The sequence below is a fragment of the Nocardia sp. Marseille-Q1738 genome, from assembly GCF_965283145.1.
The window spans coordinates 816,421-831,870 of the sequence record NZ_CBDIMS010000001.1; the positions used below are offsets into that span (position 1 = coordinate 816,421).

The window sequence follows — 15,450 nt, forward strand, 5'->3', positions numbered from 1 at the left end:
CGTTGGCGCAGATCATCTGTCTCCGAAATGGTTTGCCGCTGGGGCAAACATCACGCTAGATCGCCCATCCGGTGGAACCTATCGTCGGAAGCGACATCTTTGGTACTGAAAGCGACATAGATGTCGTCCGCTGGTTCGCGCAGCGCCTACTTCCACGCCGGAAGGGTCGGGAGGTTGCCGGTCAAGTCCGAGCCGGGGCTGCGGCCGAGGAGCCAGGCGGCCAAGGACGATGCGGGGCCGGTGATGGTGTTGGTGGCGGGGGAGGCGCCGATGGTGGCGGTGAAGTCGGTGTCGGTGGCGTGGAGGGTGCAGGGTTCGAGTGGGTTGTCGGCGGTGAGGCGGGTCAGGTCGGTGGCGGCTTGGGGGAGGATCCGGGCGACGAACGGGGCGGGCCAGTCGGACGGCTGGTAGCCCGCGTTCAGGTCGACGTGGTGAATTTCCACCTCTTGCAAGCGCATCCAGGGGATCTCGGTCGCGGGGATGGGGCGGCCCTGGCGGGTGCGGACCTGGGTTTTCCAGGCAGTGTCGGTGAGTGAGCGCGCCAAACCGAGCCATCGGGTCGCGGCGGCCTCGTTGTCGGCCAGCTGCTCGGCGAGCGGACGAGGTGCTCCTGCCTCGATGTCGCTGTCGCGCAGGAAAGCGCTGGCGTATTGCGGTATTTCGACGCCCGTGTGTGCCCACAGCAGCAGGTTGACCAGACTGTCGGCATTGCGGGCCAGGTGGGCGAGAACGTGGCCGCGGGTCCAACCCGGCAGCAGGGACGGCTCGGTCACCGCGCTTTCACCGAGTCCGCGGATGGTGTCGAGCAGGCGTGCGGTCGCCTCGGCGACGGTGTCGAGCTGCACGGGAGTCTGCGAAGCTGCGGTGGTCACGGCTTCGACCCTAGCGACAGAAAACCCGGCCCGCCGCAACGACGAGCCGGGTCCGCACGTCCAGCCTCGCCCTACTCGGCGACGATCGCGTCGGCCTCGATTTCCACCAGCAGCGCCGGGGTGATCAGGGCTTTGATCTCGTACATGGCCGTCGCGGGCCGGATATCGCCGAATACTTCGGCGTGCGCCTTGGCGACTTCGGGCCAGCGCGCGATGTCGGTGACGAAGATGCGGGTGCGCACGACGTCGGCCAGGCTCGCGCCCGCCTCCGTCAACGCGGAACCGATGCGGCGCAGGGTTTCTCTGGTCTGCTCGCCGATGTCGTCGCCGCCGACGGCGGTGCCGCCGGGGGCCGAGGCAGTGGTGCCGCTGACCGCGATGACATTGCCGAGCCGGACCGCCCGCGAGTAGCCGACGATGTCTTCGAACTCCGAACCGGAGGAGATGTTCACGCGATCACTCATGCGCGACAGCATCGCATGGGCCGCCGTCGTGGCCGCATGTCAGCTCGGCTCGATCCGCTCCTTGGCCTCCACGATCACCGCGGCGGCCAACGCGAGCAACCACAGCGACATCGCGCCGACCTGAATGCGCTGCGCGATCCCGAGCGCGTAATTTCCGGGCAAATTGTCGGCGATCAGCATCCAGACCGTCGCGACCGAGCCGATTCCCAGCGCGACCAGTCCGAACTCGCGCAAGATCCGCCAGCGCCGATAACGGAACGCGGCGAGGCTGAATGCGAATGCCGCGACCGCGATCGAGGTGACCGCTAGCGTGCTCGTCAGCGCGTGCGGCTGATGCAGCTGCGGGAACAGTTCGCTGGGCTCGCCGCACCCGGCCTCGCCGGGGGTGCAGTCACGCAGCGGCAGCAGTACGTCGGCGATGGTCGACGCGCCGAAGCAGAACAGCGCCACCCAGCCGATCGTGGTGAGCCTGCGGCGCGGGAACAGCAGCAGCCCCGCGATCGCGGCGGACATCAGCGCCGCCCCGGTGATCGTGTCGGCGGTCGCGAACACCAGCCGGTACGGCTTGCCCTCCGCGTCCAGTTCGCTGAGGAAGGAATTGACCGGGTCGAGCTCGATCTTCAGCACGAACTGGAGCACCCAGGACGAATAGCAGAGTCCCGCGAGCGCGATCACCAGCGCGATCACCATCGACACCGGTCGCACGCGCCGGTCGGCGGTCTTCTGGCCACGCGTCACGACATCATTGTGCTGCCTACCGCCCGAACCATGAGGTAGGCACGGGCCTTTACCACCCCGCACACAGCCTCTTGTCAGCTTCGCGGGGCAGGCTGGACCGCAAGTGCAATTCGAGGAGGTCCTCATGCTCGGCTTCGCGACTGCCGCCGCCGGAATCGCGGTCATGACGGTGATGGTGGTGTCCGGCTACCTGGCCGCACACGCTCCACGCTCACTCGTGCGCGTGCGGCGCCGCTGACGCCAGCGCCTCCTGGACGCGATCGGCCGCGCTCACCGCGTCCTCGTGCTCCCACACTCGGACAACCTGCCAGCCCTCCGCGATCAACGCCGCGTCGGTGGCGCGGTCTCTTGCCACGTTTCCGGCCAGCTTGGCGGCCCACCATTCGGCGTTGTTCTTCGGGTCGGTGGCGTGTTGCGGACAGCGGTGCCAGAAGCAGCCGTCCACGTAGACCGCGACCCGTCGGCGCGGAAATACCAGATCCGCGCGGCGGCGCTGCCCGCGGATCGGTGCTCGATCGACGAAATAGCGCAGCCCGCGCCGGTGCAGCTCCCGGCGCAACGCGAGTTCCGGATCGGTCCCGGTGCGCCGCTGGCGCGCCATCCGCGCGCTGGTGGCCGCGTCCGTGCCGGGTCGCCGCGTCATGCCGCCCAGCCGCCCATCCGGTCGAGATGGCTTTCCACGTCGGCGAGGAAACCGGGTGGAAAACGCAGGCTGCCCATGGTGGTCCGGCGGAGGAATCCAGCGGTGGCGCGGGCGGAGAGCAGTTGCGCGTCGGTGAGGAAGTGGGTCAGGTCCTCGTAGGGCTCGTGCACCGGCCAGGTGGACACGGGCACCCGATAGGCCGCGCCGGCGCGCCCCCATGCGGCCACCGGCCACGGCGTACCCGGCGCGAGCCGCTGATCGCCGGGGATCGGGTCCAGCGGCGCGGACAGTCGCGATCCGACCCAGGCCGCCATCCGTACGCTCACCGCGTTGCCGACCAGCTTCCAGCGATGACCCTTCCGCACGCCGGGCACGTCGGTCGCGGGTGCGGTCCAGCCCGGGTCGAAACCTTGGAGGCGTTCGGCGTCGGCGATGCCGGGCGTGACGATCTCGCCGGACGGCAGTCGCACCGCGGGCGGGCTCGCGATGCCGAGCGCCGATCCACCCTTCAGCGTCGGCACCGCGTTCACCGCCCAGCCCAGCCCGCGCACCCCTTCGGTCCAGTAGAAGCCGCACGGATCGAGCGCGGGATCGCCGACTGTGCGCGGACCGGCGTCCTCGCCGAACAGCACCCGGCGCGGGTCTTCGGTGCGCGAGGCCAGCATCAGCACTCGTTGCCGCCGTTGCGGCAATCCGAACGCCCGCGCGTCCACCACCCGGTAGGCCCAGGTGTAACCGAGCTCGTCGAGGGCGCCGGTGATGTGCCGCATCGCCGCCCCTCGCCCGAGTTGCAGCATGAACGGTACGTTCTCGATCAGCAGCCAGCGCGGACCGCGTTTGCGGCGCACCAGCCGGAACACCTCGTCGACCAGACCCGATCGGGTGCCGGTGATGCCCGCGGTGCGTCCGGCTTGGGAGAGGTCCTGGCACGGGAATCCCGCCGCGACCAACTCCGTTCCCGCCGGGATGGCGCGCAGCCGGGTGATGTCGGAATGCAGCGGCACATCGGGGAATCGGGCCGCCAGCACGCCCTGGGCGCCGGGCTCGATCTCGCACAGCAGTTCGGTGTGCCAGCCGTGCCTGCCGAGACCGAGCTCGAGTCCGCCGATTCCGGCGAACAGCCCGACCATCCGCGCGCCCGTCAACGACCTTCCCTTTCTCGCGTCCACACCGGACGCCGCCCGCGCGTCCAGTGCCCGGGAGCAGGTTACTCGAGTCGTCCGAGGCGATCGCCGAACATCGCGACCAACGGCGAGGGCACCTGGTACGGTCCGCGTGTCACACAGTGCTATTGGTGCGCTTTTTTCCAATAATCACAGGACCGGTCGCGCGATGTCGTGATGATCGGCCGTTCCGCCTGCGCTCCAGTGCCATGTGTGCGGGCCGCCCTGGTGGTGCGCTCGCAGTGCTTTTGCTCCACGACGTTTCCTCGAGCGACGCTAGGGAAAGTGAGCGAAGATGCAGATTTCTTCCACCAAGAACGGAAATTTCCGCCCTGTCGTGGTCACCAGTCTCGCGGCGACCACGTCCATCGCCGGTGACGTGGACTCCACGTGGAAGGGTCTGCTCAATGGTGAGAGCGGCATCGACCTCCTGGAAGACAGCTTCGTCGACCAGTTCGAGCTGCCGGTGCGGATCGGCGGTCATCTGAAGGTCGCGCCCGCCATGTGCCTCGGCAAAGGTGAGACGCACGGGCTGGCCTACGTGGAGCAGATGGCCATCGCGCTCGCTCGTGAGGTCTGGCGCAACGCGGGGAGCCCGGAGGTGGACAAGAACCGGCTCGGCGTGTCCATCGGCACCGGTCTCGGCGGCGCCGAGGCGATCATCGACGCGCGGGACAAACTGCGCAACGGTGGCTACCGCAAAGTTTCGCCGTACTCCGTGCAGGCGGCGATGCCGAACGGGGCCGCGGCGTGCGCCGCGCTGGAGATCGGCGCGCGCGCCGGTGCGACGACGACGGTGTCGGCCTGCTCGTCGGGCTCGGAGGCGATCGCCAACGCCTGGAAGATGATCGTCATGGGTGACGCCGACATGGTGGTCGCGGGCGGGGTGGAGGGCTCGATCCAGGCCCTCGCGGTCGCGGCGTTCACGATGATGCGCGCCATGAGCACCCGCAACGACGCGCCCAAGCGCGCATCGCGACCGTTCGACGCCGACCGCGACGGCTTCGTCTTCGGCGAGGCTGGCGCGATGATGGTGCTGGAGACCGAAGAGCACGCCGCGGCGCGCGGCGCGACCATCCACGCCCGGCTGCTCGGCGCCGGCCTCACTTCCGACGGCTTCCATCTCGTCGCGCCCGATCCCGAGGGCTCCGGCGCGGCGCGCGCGATGACGCGGGCGCTGCAGACGGCGGGTCTGACCAGAAACGACATCACGCACGTCAACGCGCACGCGACGGGCACGCCGGTGGGCGATACGGCGGAGGCGCGCGCGATCAACAAGGCCATCGGCAACCACCCGTCGGTCTACGCGCCGAAATCGGCCCTCGGCCACTCCATCGGCGCGGTCGGCGCGCTCGAATCGGTGATCACCGTGCTGAGCCTGCGTGACGCTATCGTGCCGCCCACGCTGAACCTGGACAATCAGGACCCCCAGGTGGATCTGGATGTCGTCTGCGGCCAATCCCGGCCCGGCCGTATCGATTACGCCGTGAACAACTCCTTCGGCTTCGGCGGGCACAACGTCGCGCTCGCCTTCGGCCGATACTGACCGCGGGTGGCCGGGACACCTGCTAGCCTTCCCGACGCTTCGTTATCGACCTGTGTTCGGTGTCATTGCACGGCCTGAGCGCCTGTGCGTTGGAAAAGGATAAGGCGATGATCGACGAAACCTTCGACGACTATCTGGACGATCAGGGCAATATCAAAATCAGGGGGGACAAGACCCTGATCGACTTCGTCGACAAGCACTGCGCGGAGAACGGCGACGACCTCGCCTACCGCTACATCGACTACTCCCGCGAACGCGACGGTGAATACCTCGAACTCACCTGGCGCCAGTTCGGTGTGCGGCTTCGCGCGGTGGCGGCCCGGTTGCAGCAGGTGACGCGGCCGGGCGACCGGGTGGCGATTCTCGCTCCGCAAGGGCTGGACTACGTCGTTTCGCTTTTCGCCGCGGTGTACGCGGGCAACATCGCGGTCCCGCTGTTCGATCCGGAGGAGCAGGGCCACACCGATCGGCTGCACGCGGTACTCGGCGACTGCACGCCCGCCGCGATCCTCACCGTTGGTTCCGCGGCGGGCGGTGTGCGGAAATTCTTTCGTCATCTACCGGCGCCGGAGCGTCCGCGCATCATCGCGGTGGAGGCGATCCCGGACGGTGTCGGCGCGTCCTGGGTGCGGCCGGATGTCAACATCGACAGCGTCGCCTACCTGCAGTACACCTCGGGCTCGACCCGGACGCCCGCGGGCGTGGAGATCACGCACCGGGCGGTGGGTACGAACCTGTTGCAGATGATCGACGCCATCGGCGTGACCGAGCATTCGCGCGGGGTCACCTGGTTGCCGCTGTTCCACGACATGGGCCTGCTGTGCGTGATCCTGCCGACCGTCGGCGGCGGGTTCATCACGATCATGTCGCCGAGCGCGTTCGTGCGCCGCCCCTATCGCTGGATCAAGGAACTGGCCGCGGCTTCCGATGGTGCCGGAACTTTCGCCGCCGCCCCCAATTTCGCGTTCGAGCACGCGGCGGCGCGCGGCATGCCGAAGCCGGGCGAGGAATTGGACCTGTCCAACGTGATCGGGTTGATCAACGGCAGCGAGCCGGTCTCGGCGTCGTCGATGAAGAAGTTCAACGAGGCGTTCGCGCCGTACGGACTGCCGGAGACGGCGATCAAACCGTGCTACGGCATGGCCGAGGCGACGCTGTTCGTGTCGGCGACCAAGGCCGAGGACAAGGCGAAGGTGGTCTATGTCGACCGCGCCGAGCTGAGCGCCGGGCGGATGGTCGAGGTGGCGCCGGATGCCGACAACGCCATCGCCCAGGTGTCCTGCGGTTATGTCGCGCTGTCGCAGTGGGCGGTGATCGTCGATCCGGAGCGCGGCGCCGAGCGGGGTGACGGTGAGGTCGGCGAGATCTGGTTGCACGGCGAGAACATGGGCATCGGATACTGGGGCCGTCCCGAGGAGACCGAGTCCGTCTTCCGTGCCAAGCTGGCGGCGCGGCTGCCGGAGGGCAGTCATGCGGAGGGAACACCGCAGGACGCCAACTGGATGCGCACCGGCGATTTCGGCGCCTATCTCGACGGCGAGCTGTACATCACCGGCCGGGTCAAGGATCTGGTCATCGTGGACGGACGTAACCACTACCCGCAGGATCTGGAGTTCTCCGCCCAGGAATCGAGCCAGGCGTTGCGTCCCGGCTTCGTGGCGGCGTTCTCGGTTCCGGCCAACGAACTGCCCGCGCTGGTCTTCGAGCACGACAGTCACTCCGGACTGACGTTCGACGCCGAGGACACCTCCGAGCAGCTGGTGATCGTCGCCGAACGCAATACCGGCGCGGGCAAGCTGGAGCCAGAGCCGGTCGCCGACACCGTGCGCGCCGCGATCGCGCGGCGTCACGGCGTGACGGTGCGCGACGTGCTGCTGGTTCCCGCGGGATCGATTCCGCGCACATCCAGCGGAAAGATCGCGCGCCGCGCCTGCCGGGCCGCCTATCTGGAGGGCACGCTGCGTGGCGGCCATCAGCAACAGTCGTTCCCGGACGCGCCGCGGGAGTGGGAGTCCGAATCCGTGGTCGTCGTATAACAGGCGCGGTTGGAGGGCGTCCGTCCGTGGTCCGCGCCGGGCCGAGCGGATGGCCGAGGCAACCGCAGTAAGGCGCAGCCCGGGCGGAGTCCGCCCCTAGTCCGCGCCGGGGCGAGCGGAGGCGAGGCAGCGGCCGCCTAGATCCGAATCTCGGTTTGGTACTCGAATTCCCGGACGTCGGCGCCCATGATCTGGGCGGAGAGGTCGCTCGAGGGACCCGTGCCGCGGAAGCGCTCCATCGCGGCGCGGGTCGCCCAGCGCTCGTAGACGTTGACTCGATCGGGCTCGATCAGATCCGCGCCGAGATCGAAGTCCAGGCATCCTTCGGCGGCGCGGGCCAGCCGCACCACCTCGCGACAGTTGTCGAGGTAGCGGTCGCGATCGGTGACGCGCAGGTATCCGGCGACGATCAGCACGCTACCGAGTCTAGGCCCCCATGCCTTGACCTCGAGGTAACTCGAGGTTGTTGGCTCGGTGGATGAGTCACGATCCCCCCGCGACCGCGTCGGCCGGCGCGGATGCGCGGTCGCAGGCAGGGGACCGGCCGGAAAATCGGTTGGTCGCCGCAGGCTCCGATGCGACCCTGAAATGTCGGACCTCGATGCGAACATCACCGAGGGGCCCGCTCCACGCCGCCAGTCACATATCTCGAGGGGGAGTTTTGTCTGTCGCACTGGACATTTCATCGGCCGAACCGGAGGCCGACAGACCGGAGCGGTCCGCCGTGGCGGGCCGTGGGCATTCGCTGCGGCGGTTCTGGCCGTACCTGCGTCCGCACGTCGGGATGCTGCTCGCCGCGAGCGGTCTCGCGATGCTCGCGAGCCTGACGGCCATCGTGATTCCGCTGATGATCGCGCGAATCATCGATGGCCCGGTGGCACATCGTGATCTCGCGGGCGCTATCGGTCCGGTGGCCGTCGTCTCGGTGCTCGGTCTGGTGGAGGCGGCAGGCGTGTGGGGCCGCCGCTGGCTGATCGCCGCGCCGGCCACGCGCTTCGAAATCACCTTGCGCGCCAAGATCTTCCGCAAGTTGCAGGCGCTGTCGATCGGCAGGCACGACGCGTGGGAGTCGGGTCAGCTGCTGTCGCGTGCGGTGGACGACCTGTCCACCATGCGGCGTTTCGTGTCCTTCGCGGGGCCGTTCCTGGTCATCCACACCGTTATCATCCCGGTCGGGCTCGTCGCGCTGGTCGCGCTGAGCTGGCAGATCGGCCTGATCTTCGCGATCGTGTCGATCCCGTTGGTGGTCATCTGCCTTCGCTTCGAGCGCCGGTACTCGGTGGCCTCGCGGCGTTCCCAGGATCAGGCCGGTGACCTGGCCACCACGGCCGAGGAGTCCGCGCAGGGCGTGCGGGTGCTGAAGGCGTTCGGCCGCGGTGTGTTCTTCGGCCGCCGGTTCACCGCCCAAGCACGTGAGCTGCGGCAGACCGAGATGCTGAAAGTGCGATTGGACGCGACGCTGTGGTCGGGCATGGTGAGCCTGCCGAAGCTGGCCATCGCGTTCGCGCTCGGCTACGGCGGCTACGCGGTGGCGCACGGCACGATGACGCTCGGCACCCTGGTCGCGGGCATCACGCTGGCGACTTTCCTGCAGTGGCCGATCATCTGGACCGGCTTCCTGCTCGCCGAGCTGAACGACGCGCGCACCGCCGCCGACCGGTATTGGGAGATCATCGACACTCCCATCGATATCACCGACCCGGCCGAGCCGGTGGACTTGCCAGAGCGCGTAGTAGGCGAACTGCGTTTGACGGGCGTGCGTTTCGTCTTCCCCGATGCCGAAAAGGCGGTGCTGGAGGATGTTTCGCTGAGGGTGCGTCCCGGTGAGACGGTGGCGCTGGTCGGTGCGACAGGCAGCGGGAAGACGGCACTGCTCAACCTGATCCCGCGCTTGTACGACGTGACCGGTGGCGCGATCACCATCGACGGCATCGACATCGCGACGATGCGGGTCGCCGACCTGCGCTCGCTGGTGTCGGTGGCGTTCGAGGACCCGGTGCTGTTCTCGGCGAGCGTGCGGGAGAACGTCGCGCTCGGCGATCCGTCCGCCACCGACGCCGATGTGCGCCGCGCACTGGAGGTGGCCCAGGCGACCGAATTCGTGGACAACCTGCCCTGGGGCTTGGACACCAGGATCGGCGAACAGGGCCTGAGTCTGTCCGGCGGTCAGCGTCAGCGGCTCGCGCTGGCCCGCGCGGTGCTCGCCGGCGCGGGCGCCGGAAAGCGCAGCCGGATCATGGTGCTCGACGACCCGCTGTCCGCGCTGGACGTGGAGACCGAGGAGCGGGTGCAGGCGCGTTTGCGCACCGTGCTGGCCGACGCGACGACGCTGCTGGTCGCGCACCGTCCGTCCACGGCGGCGCTGGCCGATCGGGTGGCGGTACTCGCCGATGGCCGGATCGTCGCCGAGGGAACTCACGACCAGCTGCTGCGAACCAGCAAGAGGTACCGAGAACTGATGGGAGGTGAGTAGCGATGAGTATCGAGACGATCGTTTCGAAAGACGACGCGGCGCAGCATGATTCGGGCCGCACGGACGAGGCGGCCGATTGGCGCGGTATCGCGAGCGAGGACAAGGAGGTCACCCGGACCGGAAACCTGGTGCTGGCCAGCCGGTCCCGGCGGCTGCTGGTCGACCTGGTCCGGCCCTACCGCAAGCTGGCCGCGCTCGCGCTGGTGCTCATCGTGGTGGACAACATCGCCATGGTGTCGGCGCCGCTGTTCATCGCGCACGGTTTGGACACCGGCATCGCGCGGGGCGTCGCCGGTGATTGGGCGCCGCTCGCCTGGTCCGTGGCCGGGTACCTCGGGTCGGTGCTGGTCGGCGTGCTCACCACCTTCTCCTTCCTGCGGGTGTCCGGCAGGCTCAGCCAGAGCGTGCTGTTCGACTTGCGGGTGCGCTCGTTCACACACATGCAGCGCCTCAGCGTCGCCTTCCACGAGAAGTACACCTCGGGCAAGGTGGTCGCCCGGCTCACCGGCGATATCGAAACCCTGCAGGACCTGCTGGAGAGCGCGCTCAACCAGGCGCTGAGCGCGATCCTGTCGGTGCTGACCATCGCGGCGTTGCTGATCTACCTGGACCAGGTCCTGGCCGCGATCGTGCTGGCCGGTTTCGTCCCGCTGGTGCTGGTCACCCGCTGGGCGCAGCGCAGGCAGCGGGCGGGCTACCGCCGCACCCGCGGCGCGATCGCGAAAGTGGTGGTGCAGTTCGTCGAGTCGATGGGCGGCATGCGAGCGGTGCAGGCGTTTCGCCGCGAGCAGCGCAACGAGTCGGTGCTCGCGATCGAGGACGCCGAATTCCGCGAGGCGACCACCGCGGCCATGCGCGGCATGGGCGACTACGCCGGACTGACCAAACTGCTCGGCAACCTGACCACGGTGATCATCATCGTGGTCGGCGCGTGGCGGGTGATCGAGGGCGACCTCGCGGTCGGCGTGCTCGCGGCCTACCTGCTGTATCTCAACGAGTTCTACGGTCCGCTGGACGAACTCGCCCAGGTGTTCAACGCCTACCAGTCCGCCGCGGCGGCGCTGGAGAAGATCTCGGGCGTGCTGGAGGAGGAACCCTCGGTGCCGGAGCCCGCGAAGCCGGTGGCACTGGGGAAGGCTTCGGGCGCGGTGCGGATGGACCAGGTGTGGTTCGGGTACAGCGCGGGGCCCAGCGCGGATTCGCGACCGGTGCTGCCCGAGTTCACCCTGGACATCCCGGCCGGGCAAGTGATCGCGCTGGTGGGCGCGACCGGTGCGGGCAAGTCGACGCTGGCCAAGCTGCTGACGCGGTTCTACGACCCGTCCGGCGGCACGGTCACCCTGGACGGCGTCGACCTGCGCGACCTGTCCGACGCCGATCTGCGGCGCAACGTGGTGATGGTCACCCAGGAGTCCTACCTGTTCTCCGGCTCGGTGGCCGACAACATCCGGCTCGGCAGACCCGAGGCCACCGACGCGGAGGTATTCGCCGCGGCGCGTGCGGTCGGTCTGTACGACTTCGTGCGGGAACTGCCCGAGGGTTTCGCCACCGACGTGCGCAAACGCGGCGGCAGGCTCTCGGCGGGTCAGCGGCAGCTGGTCGCGTTCGCGCGGGTGTTCCTGGCCGATCCCGCCGTGATCGTGCTGGACGAGGCCACCTCGAGCCTGGACATCCCGAGCGAGCGGCTGGTGCAGCGGGCGCTGGAGACCGTGCTGCGCGGGCGCACCGCGGTGATCATCGCGCACCGGTTGTCCACGGTGGCGATCGCGGACCGGGTGCTGGTGCTCGAATCCGGCCGGATCGTCGAGGACGGCGCACCGGACGCCCTGATCGCGGGTACCGGCCGGTTCGCAGGCCTGCACGCGGCGTGGCGGGAGTCGCTGGTGTGATGCGAGGTATGCGGGTGCGGGCTGAATGTCGCTTACGGTAGATACGTGACAACCCAAGCCTCCGACCCCGAGAGCCCCGCCGAGAGCCCGCCGGAATCCCGGTGGCCGGCGATCCTCACCTGGCGTGCCCACGACGCGTCGCGGATGGAGTCGGTGCGGGTGACGCTCAACGGCAACCGCATCCGCGCCGCCGGGCGCATGATCGGCGGCGCGTGCGCGGAACATCCCGCGTTCAGCGCGTCATATGACCTAGTCACCGACGAGAACGGTGCGACGAAGCGGCTCTCGTTGCGTACCACGACGGCCGCCGGTGAGCGGCACGCCTCGATCGCCCGCGACGAGGAGAACTACTGGCTCATCGACGCGGGTGGCAACCACGTCCGCTCCACCTTCGCCGGCGCGCTCGACGTGGACGTGGTGCTCAGCCCGTTCTTCAACACCCTGCCGATTCGCCGCTACGACCTCCAGCACGCGGTCGAGGACGTGCAGGTCCCGGTGGTCTACGTCCGCCTGCCCGACCTGCTCGTCCAGGAGGCCACGCTGATCTACAGCAGCGCGGCCGACGGCATCAGCGTGCTCTCCCCGGTCTCCAGCGCGACCGTCACGGTCGACGCCGACGGCTTCCTGCTGGACTACCCGGGCCTGGCCGAGCGCATCTGACCGGACTTCCGGCGGTCGACGATCGTTCGCGGCATATCGCGCGTTCGAGCCCGTGCGCTGGGCGCGTTTCGGCTCGGCCGGGCGTTTCAGTTCAGCCCGCGGATTCTCCAGCCGGTTGTGATCGCCGGGCTGGATAGGTTTCTGACCGCGTCGTTCAGCCGAGTCGGATGAGGATGCTGCCGCGCATCCCGGCTGCGCGATTCTCCAACCACCTCTGGTCGCCGGGCCGGGTAAGCGCATGTGACCGCGCATTTTCAGTCGAGTCGGGTGAGGACGCCGCCGCCTGCACCGGCCACCCGCAAGTCCTCCAGCCAGTTTGGGGCACCCGGCCGGACATCGGTGATCTCCCAGCGCCGCGCCGATTCGTAGCGTTGTCGCGCGTCGTGGCCCGCTTCGACCAAATCCGCGAGGGAATGCTCCGCACGCAGGCTGTCGCGTGCCGAGCCGAGCACTCGGAGCGTTTCGTCCAGAACTTCCAGCAGTGCGGCGGAATTCGGTTCGCAGATCGCGCGCACTAGATCGGGCGCGGTGCCGGCGACCCGCGTTCCATCGCGGAACGATCCTGCCGCGAGGCCCAGGGCGAGCTCGCCGCCCGCGGCGCCGGCCGTAGCCAATGCCTCGGCGAGTATATGCGGAAGATGGGAGATGCGGGCCACGGCTCGATCGTGCTCCTCGGCCACGACCGGCACCACCACCGCGCCGCAATCCAGTGCGAGTCGCACCACGCGGCTCCACGGTTCGGCGTGCGTTCCCTCGTCCACGCCGACCGCCCACACCGCGTCGCGGAAGAGTCCCGGATCGGTCGCTGCCCATCCGGATTCGGCTGTGCCCGCCATCGGATGACCGCCGACGTACCGGTCGGCCAGACCGTGCGCGTGCACGGCCGCCGCGACCGGCGCCTTCACGCTCACCACGTCGGTGAGCGTGCAGCCCGGCGCGAAGGTGGCGATCGCGGAGAGCATGTGCCCCACCGCGGGCATGGGCACCGCGACCACGATCAGCGCGTCCGTTTCCGCGGCGCGTTGCAGCGTGGCGGTCAGGTCTTCGGTGACATCGAATCCGTCATCGCGCGCGGCCTGCGCACCCGCCGCGGAGCGGTTGTATCCCCACCCGTCATAGCCCGCGGCGGCAGCCGCGCGTAGCAACGACCCACCGATCAGGCCCGTCCCGAGGACGCATACGGGTGCTTTCTTCGCCGAAGTCACCGGAACAGATTGGCATACGACTTCAACATTTCAGCTCGAGCAGACTACCGTTGCGGCCATGGCAGCACAGCGCTCGGGCACGAACAGGGCGGCGTCGGAAGATTACGACGACGTGGAAGGGTTCGCAGTGGCGGTTGTCCGCGAAGAAGGCAAGTGGCGATGCAGCCCGCTGAGCCGGGCCGCGCTCACCGATTTGTCTGCCGCGGAAAACGAACTCAAGGCTTTGCGCAGCTCCGGGGCGGTATTCGGCCTGCTCGACGTCGACGACGAGTTCTTCATCGTGCTACGGCCCGCGCCGAGCGGCACCCGGATGCTGGTATCGGACGCGACGGCCGCGATCGATTACGACATCGCCGCCGACGTCCTGGAGGCGTTGAACGTCGACATTCCCGACATCGACCCGGACGACCTCGACGACGTCGAGCCGTGGGAAGAGGGCGACCTCGGTGTGCTCGCCGATCTCGGCCTGCCCGAACCGGTGCTGAGTGTCATCCTCGCCGAGACCGACCTCTACCCGGACGAGCAACTCGGCATGATCGCCCAGCGGCTCGGCTTCGCGGGTGAATTCTCCGCGGTGCTCGACAAGCTGCCACGCTGACGTGCGAGTCCTGCCGGACGACCCGATTCCCTCGGACGCGGACATGATGCGCGTCGCCCTGGACGCCGCGGCCGCGGCAGGGGAGCGGGACGTCCCCGTCGGCGCGGTTGTGTTCGGTTCCACCGGAAGGGAACTCGCCCGCGCCGCGAATGCCAGGGAAGCGCTCGGTGACCCGACCGCGCATGCGGAGATCCTGGCGCTGCGCCGTGCGGCCGCGGTCCACGGCGACGGGTGGCGGCTGGAGGGTGCCACCCTCGCCGTCACACTGGAACCGTGCACCATGTGCGCGGGTGCGCTGGTGCTCGCCCGGGTCGGCCGGTTGGTCTTCGGCGCGTGGGAGCCGAAGACCGGCGCCGTTGGCTCGCTGTGGGACGTGGTCCGGGACCGTCGGCTCAATCATCGACCGGAGGTGCGCGGGGGCGTGCTCGAAGCCGAGTGCGCGGCGTTGCTCGACGAGTTCTTCCGCGCCCAGCGCTGAGTACGACGTCATCGCAGGTCACCTGGCGATTTAGTGATCCGGTGACGGTCCGGTATGGTTGTCGGCGGTGGCGTGTCCGAGCGGCCTAAGGAGCACGCCTCGAAAGCGTGTGAGGGGTAACCCCCCTCCGAGGGTTCAAATCCCTCCGCCACCGCCACAGCCCCTCATCTGTTCACGCAGGTGAGGGGCTTTTTGCTCCGCAGGACGACCAGCCGAAGGAGGCCATGCGGTGACCGAACCCGGCCATCACTACTGGATGCGGCGGGCCATCGAGCTCGCGCGCCTGTGTCCGGTGGTCGAGGGCGCGTTCTCGGTGGGTGCGGTGATCGTCGCCGACGGCACGGAGATCTCGGCCGGATACTCCCGCGAGACCGACCCGAAGGAGCACGCCGAGGAGGCCGCGCTGAACAAGCTCGACTCGGCCGACCCCCGATTGGCCCGGGCCACGCTCTACAGCACGCTGGAACCGTGCTCGGAGCGCGCGACCAAGACCCGTCTGCCGTGCACGGACCGGATACTTCGGGCCGGTATCCCGGTGGTGGTGATCGCGTGGCGGGAACCGTCGACGTTCGTCGCGAATTGCGTCGGTGTGGAAAAGCTCCAGCAGGCAGGCGTCACGGTGATCGAGCTGCCCGAGCTGGCGGAGGCGGCGATGTCGATGAACCGGCACCTCGACCTGTCCTAG

At 68.8% G+C, this 15,450-nt stretch carries 15 protein-coding genes and 1 tRNA gene; 9 read left to right on the forward strand and 7 right to left on the reverse strand.

Features of this window, described 5'->3' with window-relative positions; all coding sequences use genetic code 11:
• Positions 1-146: 146 nt before the first annotated feature.
• From ACWPXK_RS03625 to ACWPXK_RS03645, 5 genes are all read right to left on the reverse strand, one after another.
• Positions 147-872, reverse strand: coding sequence for a maleylpyruvate isomerase family mycothiol-dependent enzyme (locus ACWPXK_RS03625; protein WP_454194567.1), 726 nt, complete (start codon positions 870-872; stop codon positions 147-149).
• A 71-nt stretch (positions 873-943) separates the two neighbouring features.
• Positions 944-1,336 carry a RidA family protein gene (locus ACWPXK_RS03630; RefSeq protein WP_454194568.1) on the reverse strand — a complete coding sequence of 131 codons (393 nt, stop codon included), beginning with the start codon at positions 1,334-1,336 and terminating at the stop codon, positions 944-946.
• Between the two features lie 39 nt (positions 1,337-1,375).
• Positions 1,376-2,026, reverse strand: coding sequence for a DUF998 domain-containing protein (locus tag ACWPXK_RS03635; RefSeq protein ID WP_454195431.1), 651 nt, complete (start codon positions 2,024-2,026; stop codon positions 1,376-1,378).
• Between the two features lie 259 nt (positions 2,027-2,285).
• Complete coding sequence (locus tag ACWPXK_RS03640; protein ID WP_454194569.1) at positions 2,286-2,717, reverse strand: very short patch repair endonuclease; 432 nt, start codon at positions 2,715-2,717, stop codon at positions 2,286-2,288.
• Positions 2,714-3,847, reverse strand: a complete 1,134-nt coding sequence (locus tag ACWPXK_RS03645) for a DNA cytosine methyltransferase (protein WP_454195432.1) — start codon at positions 3,845-3,847, stop codon at positions 2,714-2,716. Before ACWPXK_RS03645 ends, ACWPXK_RS03640 begins: the two co-directional genes overlap by 4 nt.
• 328 nt (positions 3,848-4,175) lie before the next feature.
• Between ACWPXK_RS03645 and ACWPXK_RS03650 the strand changes: the two genes are divergently transcribed.
• The gene (locus ACWPXK_RS03650; RefSeq protein ID WP_454194570.1) at positions 4,176-5,426 is read left to right on the forward strand and encodes a KasA/KasB family beta-ketoacyl-ACP synthase; all 1,251 of its coding nucleotides are present in this window, start codon (positions 4,176-4,178) and stop codon (positions 5,424-5,426) included.
• A gap of 107 nt (positions 5,427-5,533) precedes the next feature.
• Positions 5,534-7,462, forward strand: coding sequence for a long-chain-fatty-acid--AMP ligase FadD32 (fadD32, locus tag ACWPXK_RS03655; RefSeq protein WP_454194571.1), 1,929 nt, complete (start codon positions 5,534-5,536; stop codon positions 7,460-7,462).
• A gap of 137 nt (positions 7,463-7,599) precedes the next feature.
• On the opposite strand, the gene ACWPXK_RS03660 is transcribed toward fadD32, so the two are convergent.
• Complete coding sequence (locus tag ACWPXK_RS03660) at positions 7,600-7,878, reverse strand: putative quinol monooxygenase (protein ID WP_454194572.1); 279 nt, start codon at positions 7,876-7,878, stop codon at positions 7,600-7,602.
• A 245-nt stretch (positions 7,879-8,123) separates the two neighbouring features.
• Here ACWPXK_RS03660 and ACWPXK_RS03665 point away from each other — a divergent pair, with 245 nt between their 5' ends.
• Genes ACWPXK_RS03665 through ACWPXK_RS03675 form a run of 3 tightly spaced genes read left to right on the forward strand, consistent with a single transcriptional unit; the run spans position 8,124 to position 12,484 of the window.
• Complete coding sequence (locus tag ACWPXK_RS03665) at positions 8,124-9,935, forward strand: ABC transporter ATP-binding protein (RefSeq protein WP_454194573.1); 1,812 nt, start codon at positions 8,124-8,126, stop codon at positions 9,933-9,935.
• A 2-nt stretch (positions 9,936-9,937) separates the two neighbouring features.
• Positions 9,938-11,824 carry an ABC transporter ATP-binding protein gene (locus ACWPXK_RS03670; RefSeq protein ID WP_454194574.1) on the forward strand — a complete coding sequence of 629 codons (1,887 nt, stop codon included), beginning with the start codon at positions 9,938-9,940 and terminating at the stop codon, positions 11,822-11,824.
• A 45-nt stretch (positions 11,825-11,869) separates the two neighbouring features.
• On the forward strand, positions 11,870-12,484 hold the full coding sequence (locus ACWPXK_RS03675) for a putative glycolipid-binding domain-containing protein (protein ID WP_364326424.1): 615 nt from the start codon (positions 11,870-11,872) through the stop codon (positions 12,482-12,484).
• A 254-nt stretch (positions 12,485-12,738) separates the two neighbouring features.
• Here ACWPXK_RS03675 and ACWPXK_RS03680 read toward each other — a convergent pair whose 3' ends face one another.
• Positions 12,739-13,689 (reverse strand): prephenate dehydrogenase, encoded by a 951-nt coding sequence (locus ACWPXK_RS03680; RefSeq protein WP_454194575.1) that lies wholly within the window; start codon positions 13,687-13,689, stop codon positions 12,739-12,741.
• Between the two features lie 58 nt (positions 13,690-13,747).
• Here ACWPXK_RS03680 and ACWPXK_RS03685 point away from each other — a divergent pair, with 58 nt between their 5' ends.
• The 4 genes from ACWPXK_RS03685 to ACWPXK_RS03700 all read left to right on the forward strand — a co-directional run bounded on the left by ACWPXK_RS03685 (position 13,748) and on the right by ACWPXK_RS03700 (position 15,450).
• Complete coding sequence (locus ACWPXK_RS03685) at positions 13,748-14,287, forward strand: tRNA adenosine deaminase-associated protein (protein WP_454194576.1); 540 nt, start codon at positions 13,748-13,750, stop codon at positions 14,285-14,287.
• Positions 14,288-14,312: 25 nt separating this feature from the next.
• A complete protein-coding gene (locus ACWPXK_RS03690; RefSeq protein WP_454195433.1) occupies positions 14,313-14,765 on the forward strand; it encodes a nucleoside deaminase in 453 nt (150 codons plus the stop codon).
• A 66-nt stretch (positions 14,766-14,831) separates the two neighbouring features.
• Positions 14,832-14,922: transfer RNA gene (locus tag ACWPXK_RS03695), tRNA-Ser, on the forward strand.
• A 72-nt stretch (positions 14,923-14,994) separates the two neighbouring features.
• Positions 14,995-15,450, forward strand: a complete 456-nt coding sequence (locus ACWPXK_RS03700) for a deaminase (protein WP_454194577.1) — start codon at positions 14,995-14,997, stop codon at positions 15,448-15,450.

What these genes read in the sequence shown, in the direction of transcription:
- ACWPXK_RS03630 (WP_454194568.1), bottom strand. Translation starts at nt 1,336, where the DNA reads ATGAGTGATCGCGTGAACATCTCCTCCGGTTCGGAGTTCGAAGACATC.
- ACWPXK_RS03635 (WP_454195431.1), bottom strand. Translation starts at nt 2,026, where the DNA reads ATGGTGATCGCGCTGGTGATCGCGCTCGCGGGACTCTGCTATTCGTCC.
- ACWPXK_RS03640 (WP_454194569.1), bottom strand. Translation starts at nt 2,717, where the DNA reads ATGACGCGGCGACCCGGCACGGACGCGGCCACCAGCGCGCGGATGGCG.
- ACWPXK_RS03645 (WP_454195432.1), bottom strand. Translation starts at nt 3,847, where the DNA reads ATGGTCGGGCTGTTCGCCGGAATCGGCGGACTCGAGCTCGGTCTCGGC.
- ACWPXK_RS03650 (WP_454194570.1), top strand. Translation starts at nt 4,176, where the DNA reads ATGCAGATTTCTTCCACCAAGAACGGAAATTTCCGCCCTGTCGTGGTC.
- fadD32 (WP_454194571.1), top strand. Translation starts at nt 5,534, where the DNA reads ATGATCGACGAAACCTTCGACGACTATCTGGACGATCAGGGCAATATC.
- ACWPXK_RS03670 (WP_454194574.1), top strand. Translation starts at nt 9,938, where the DNA reads ATGAGTATCGAGACGATCGTTTCGAAAGACGACGCGGCGCAGCATGAT.
- ACWPXK_RS03685 (WP_454194576.1), top strand. Translation starts at nt 13,748, where the DNA reads ATGGCAGCACAGCGCTCGGGCACGAACAGGGCGGCGTCGGAAGATTAC.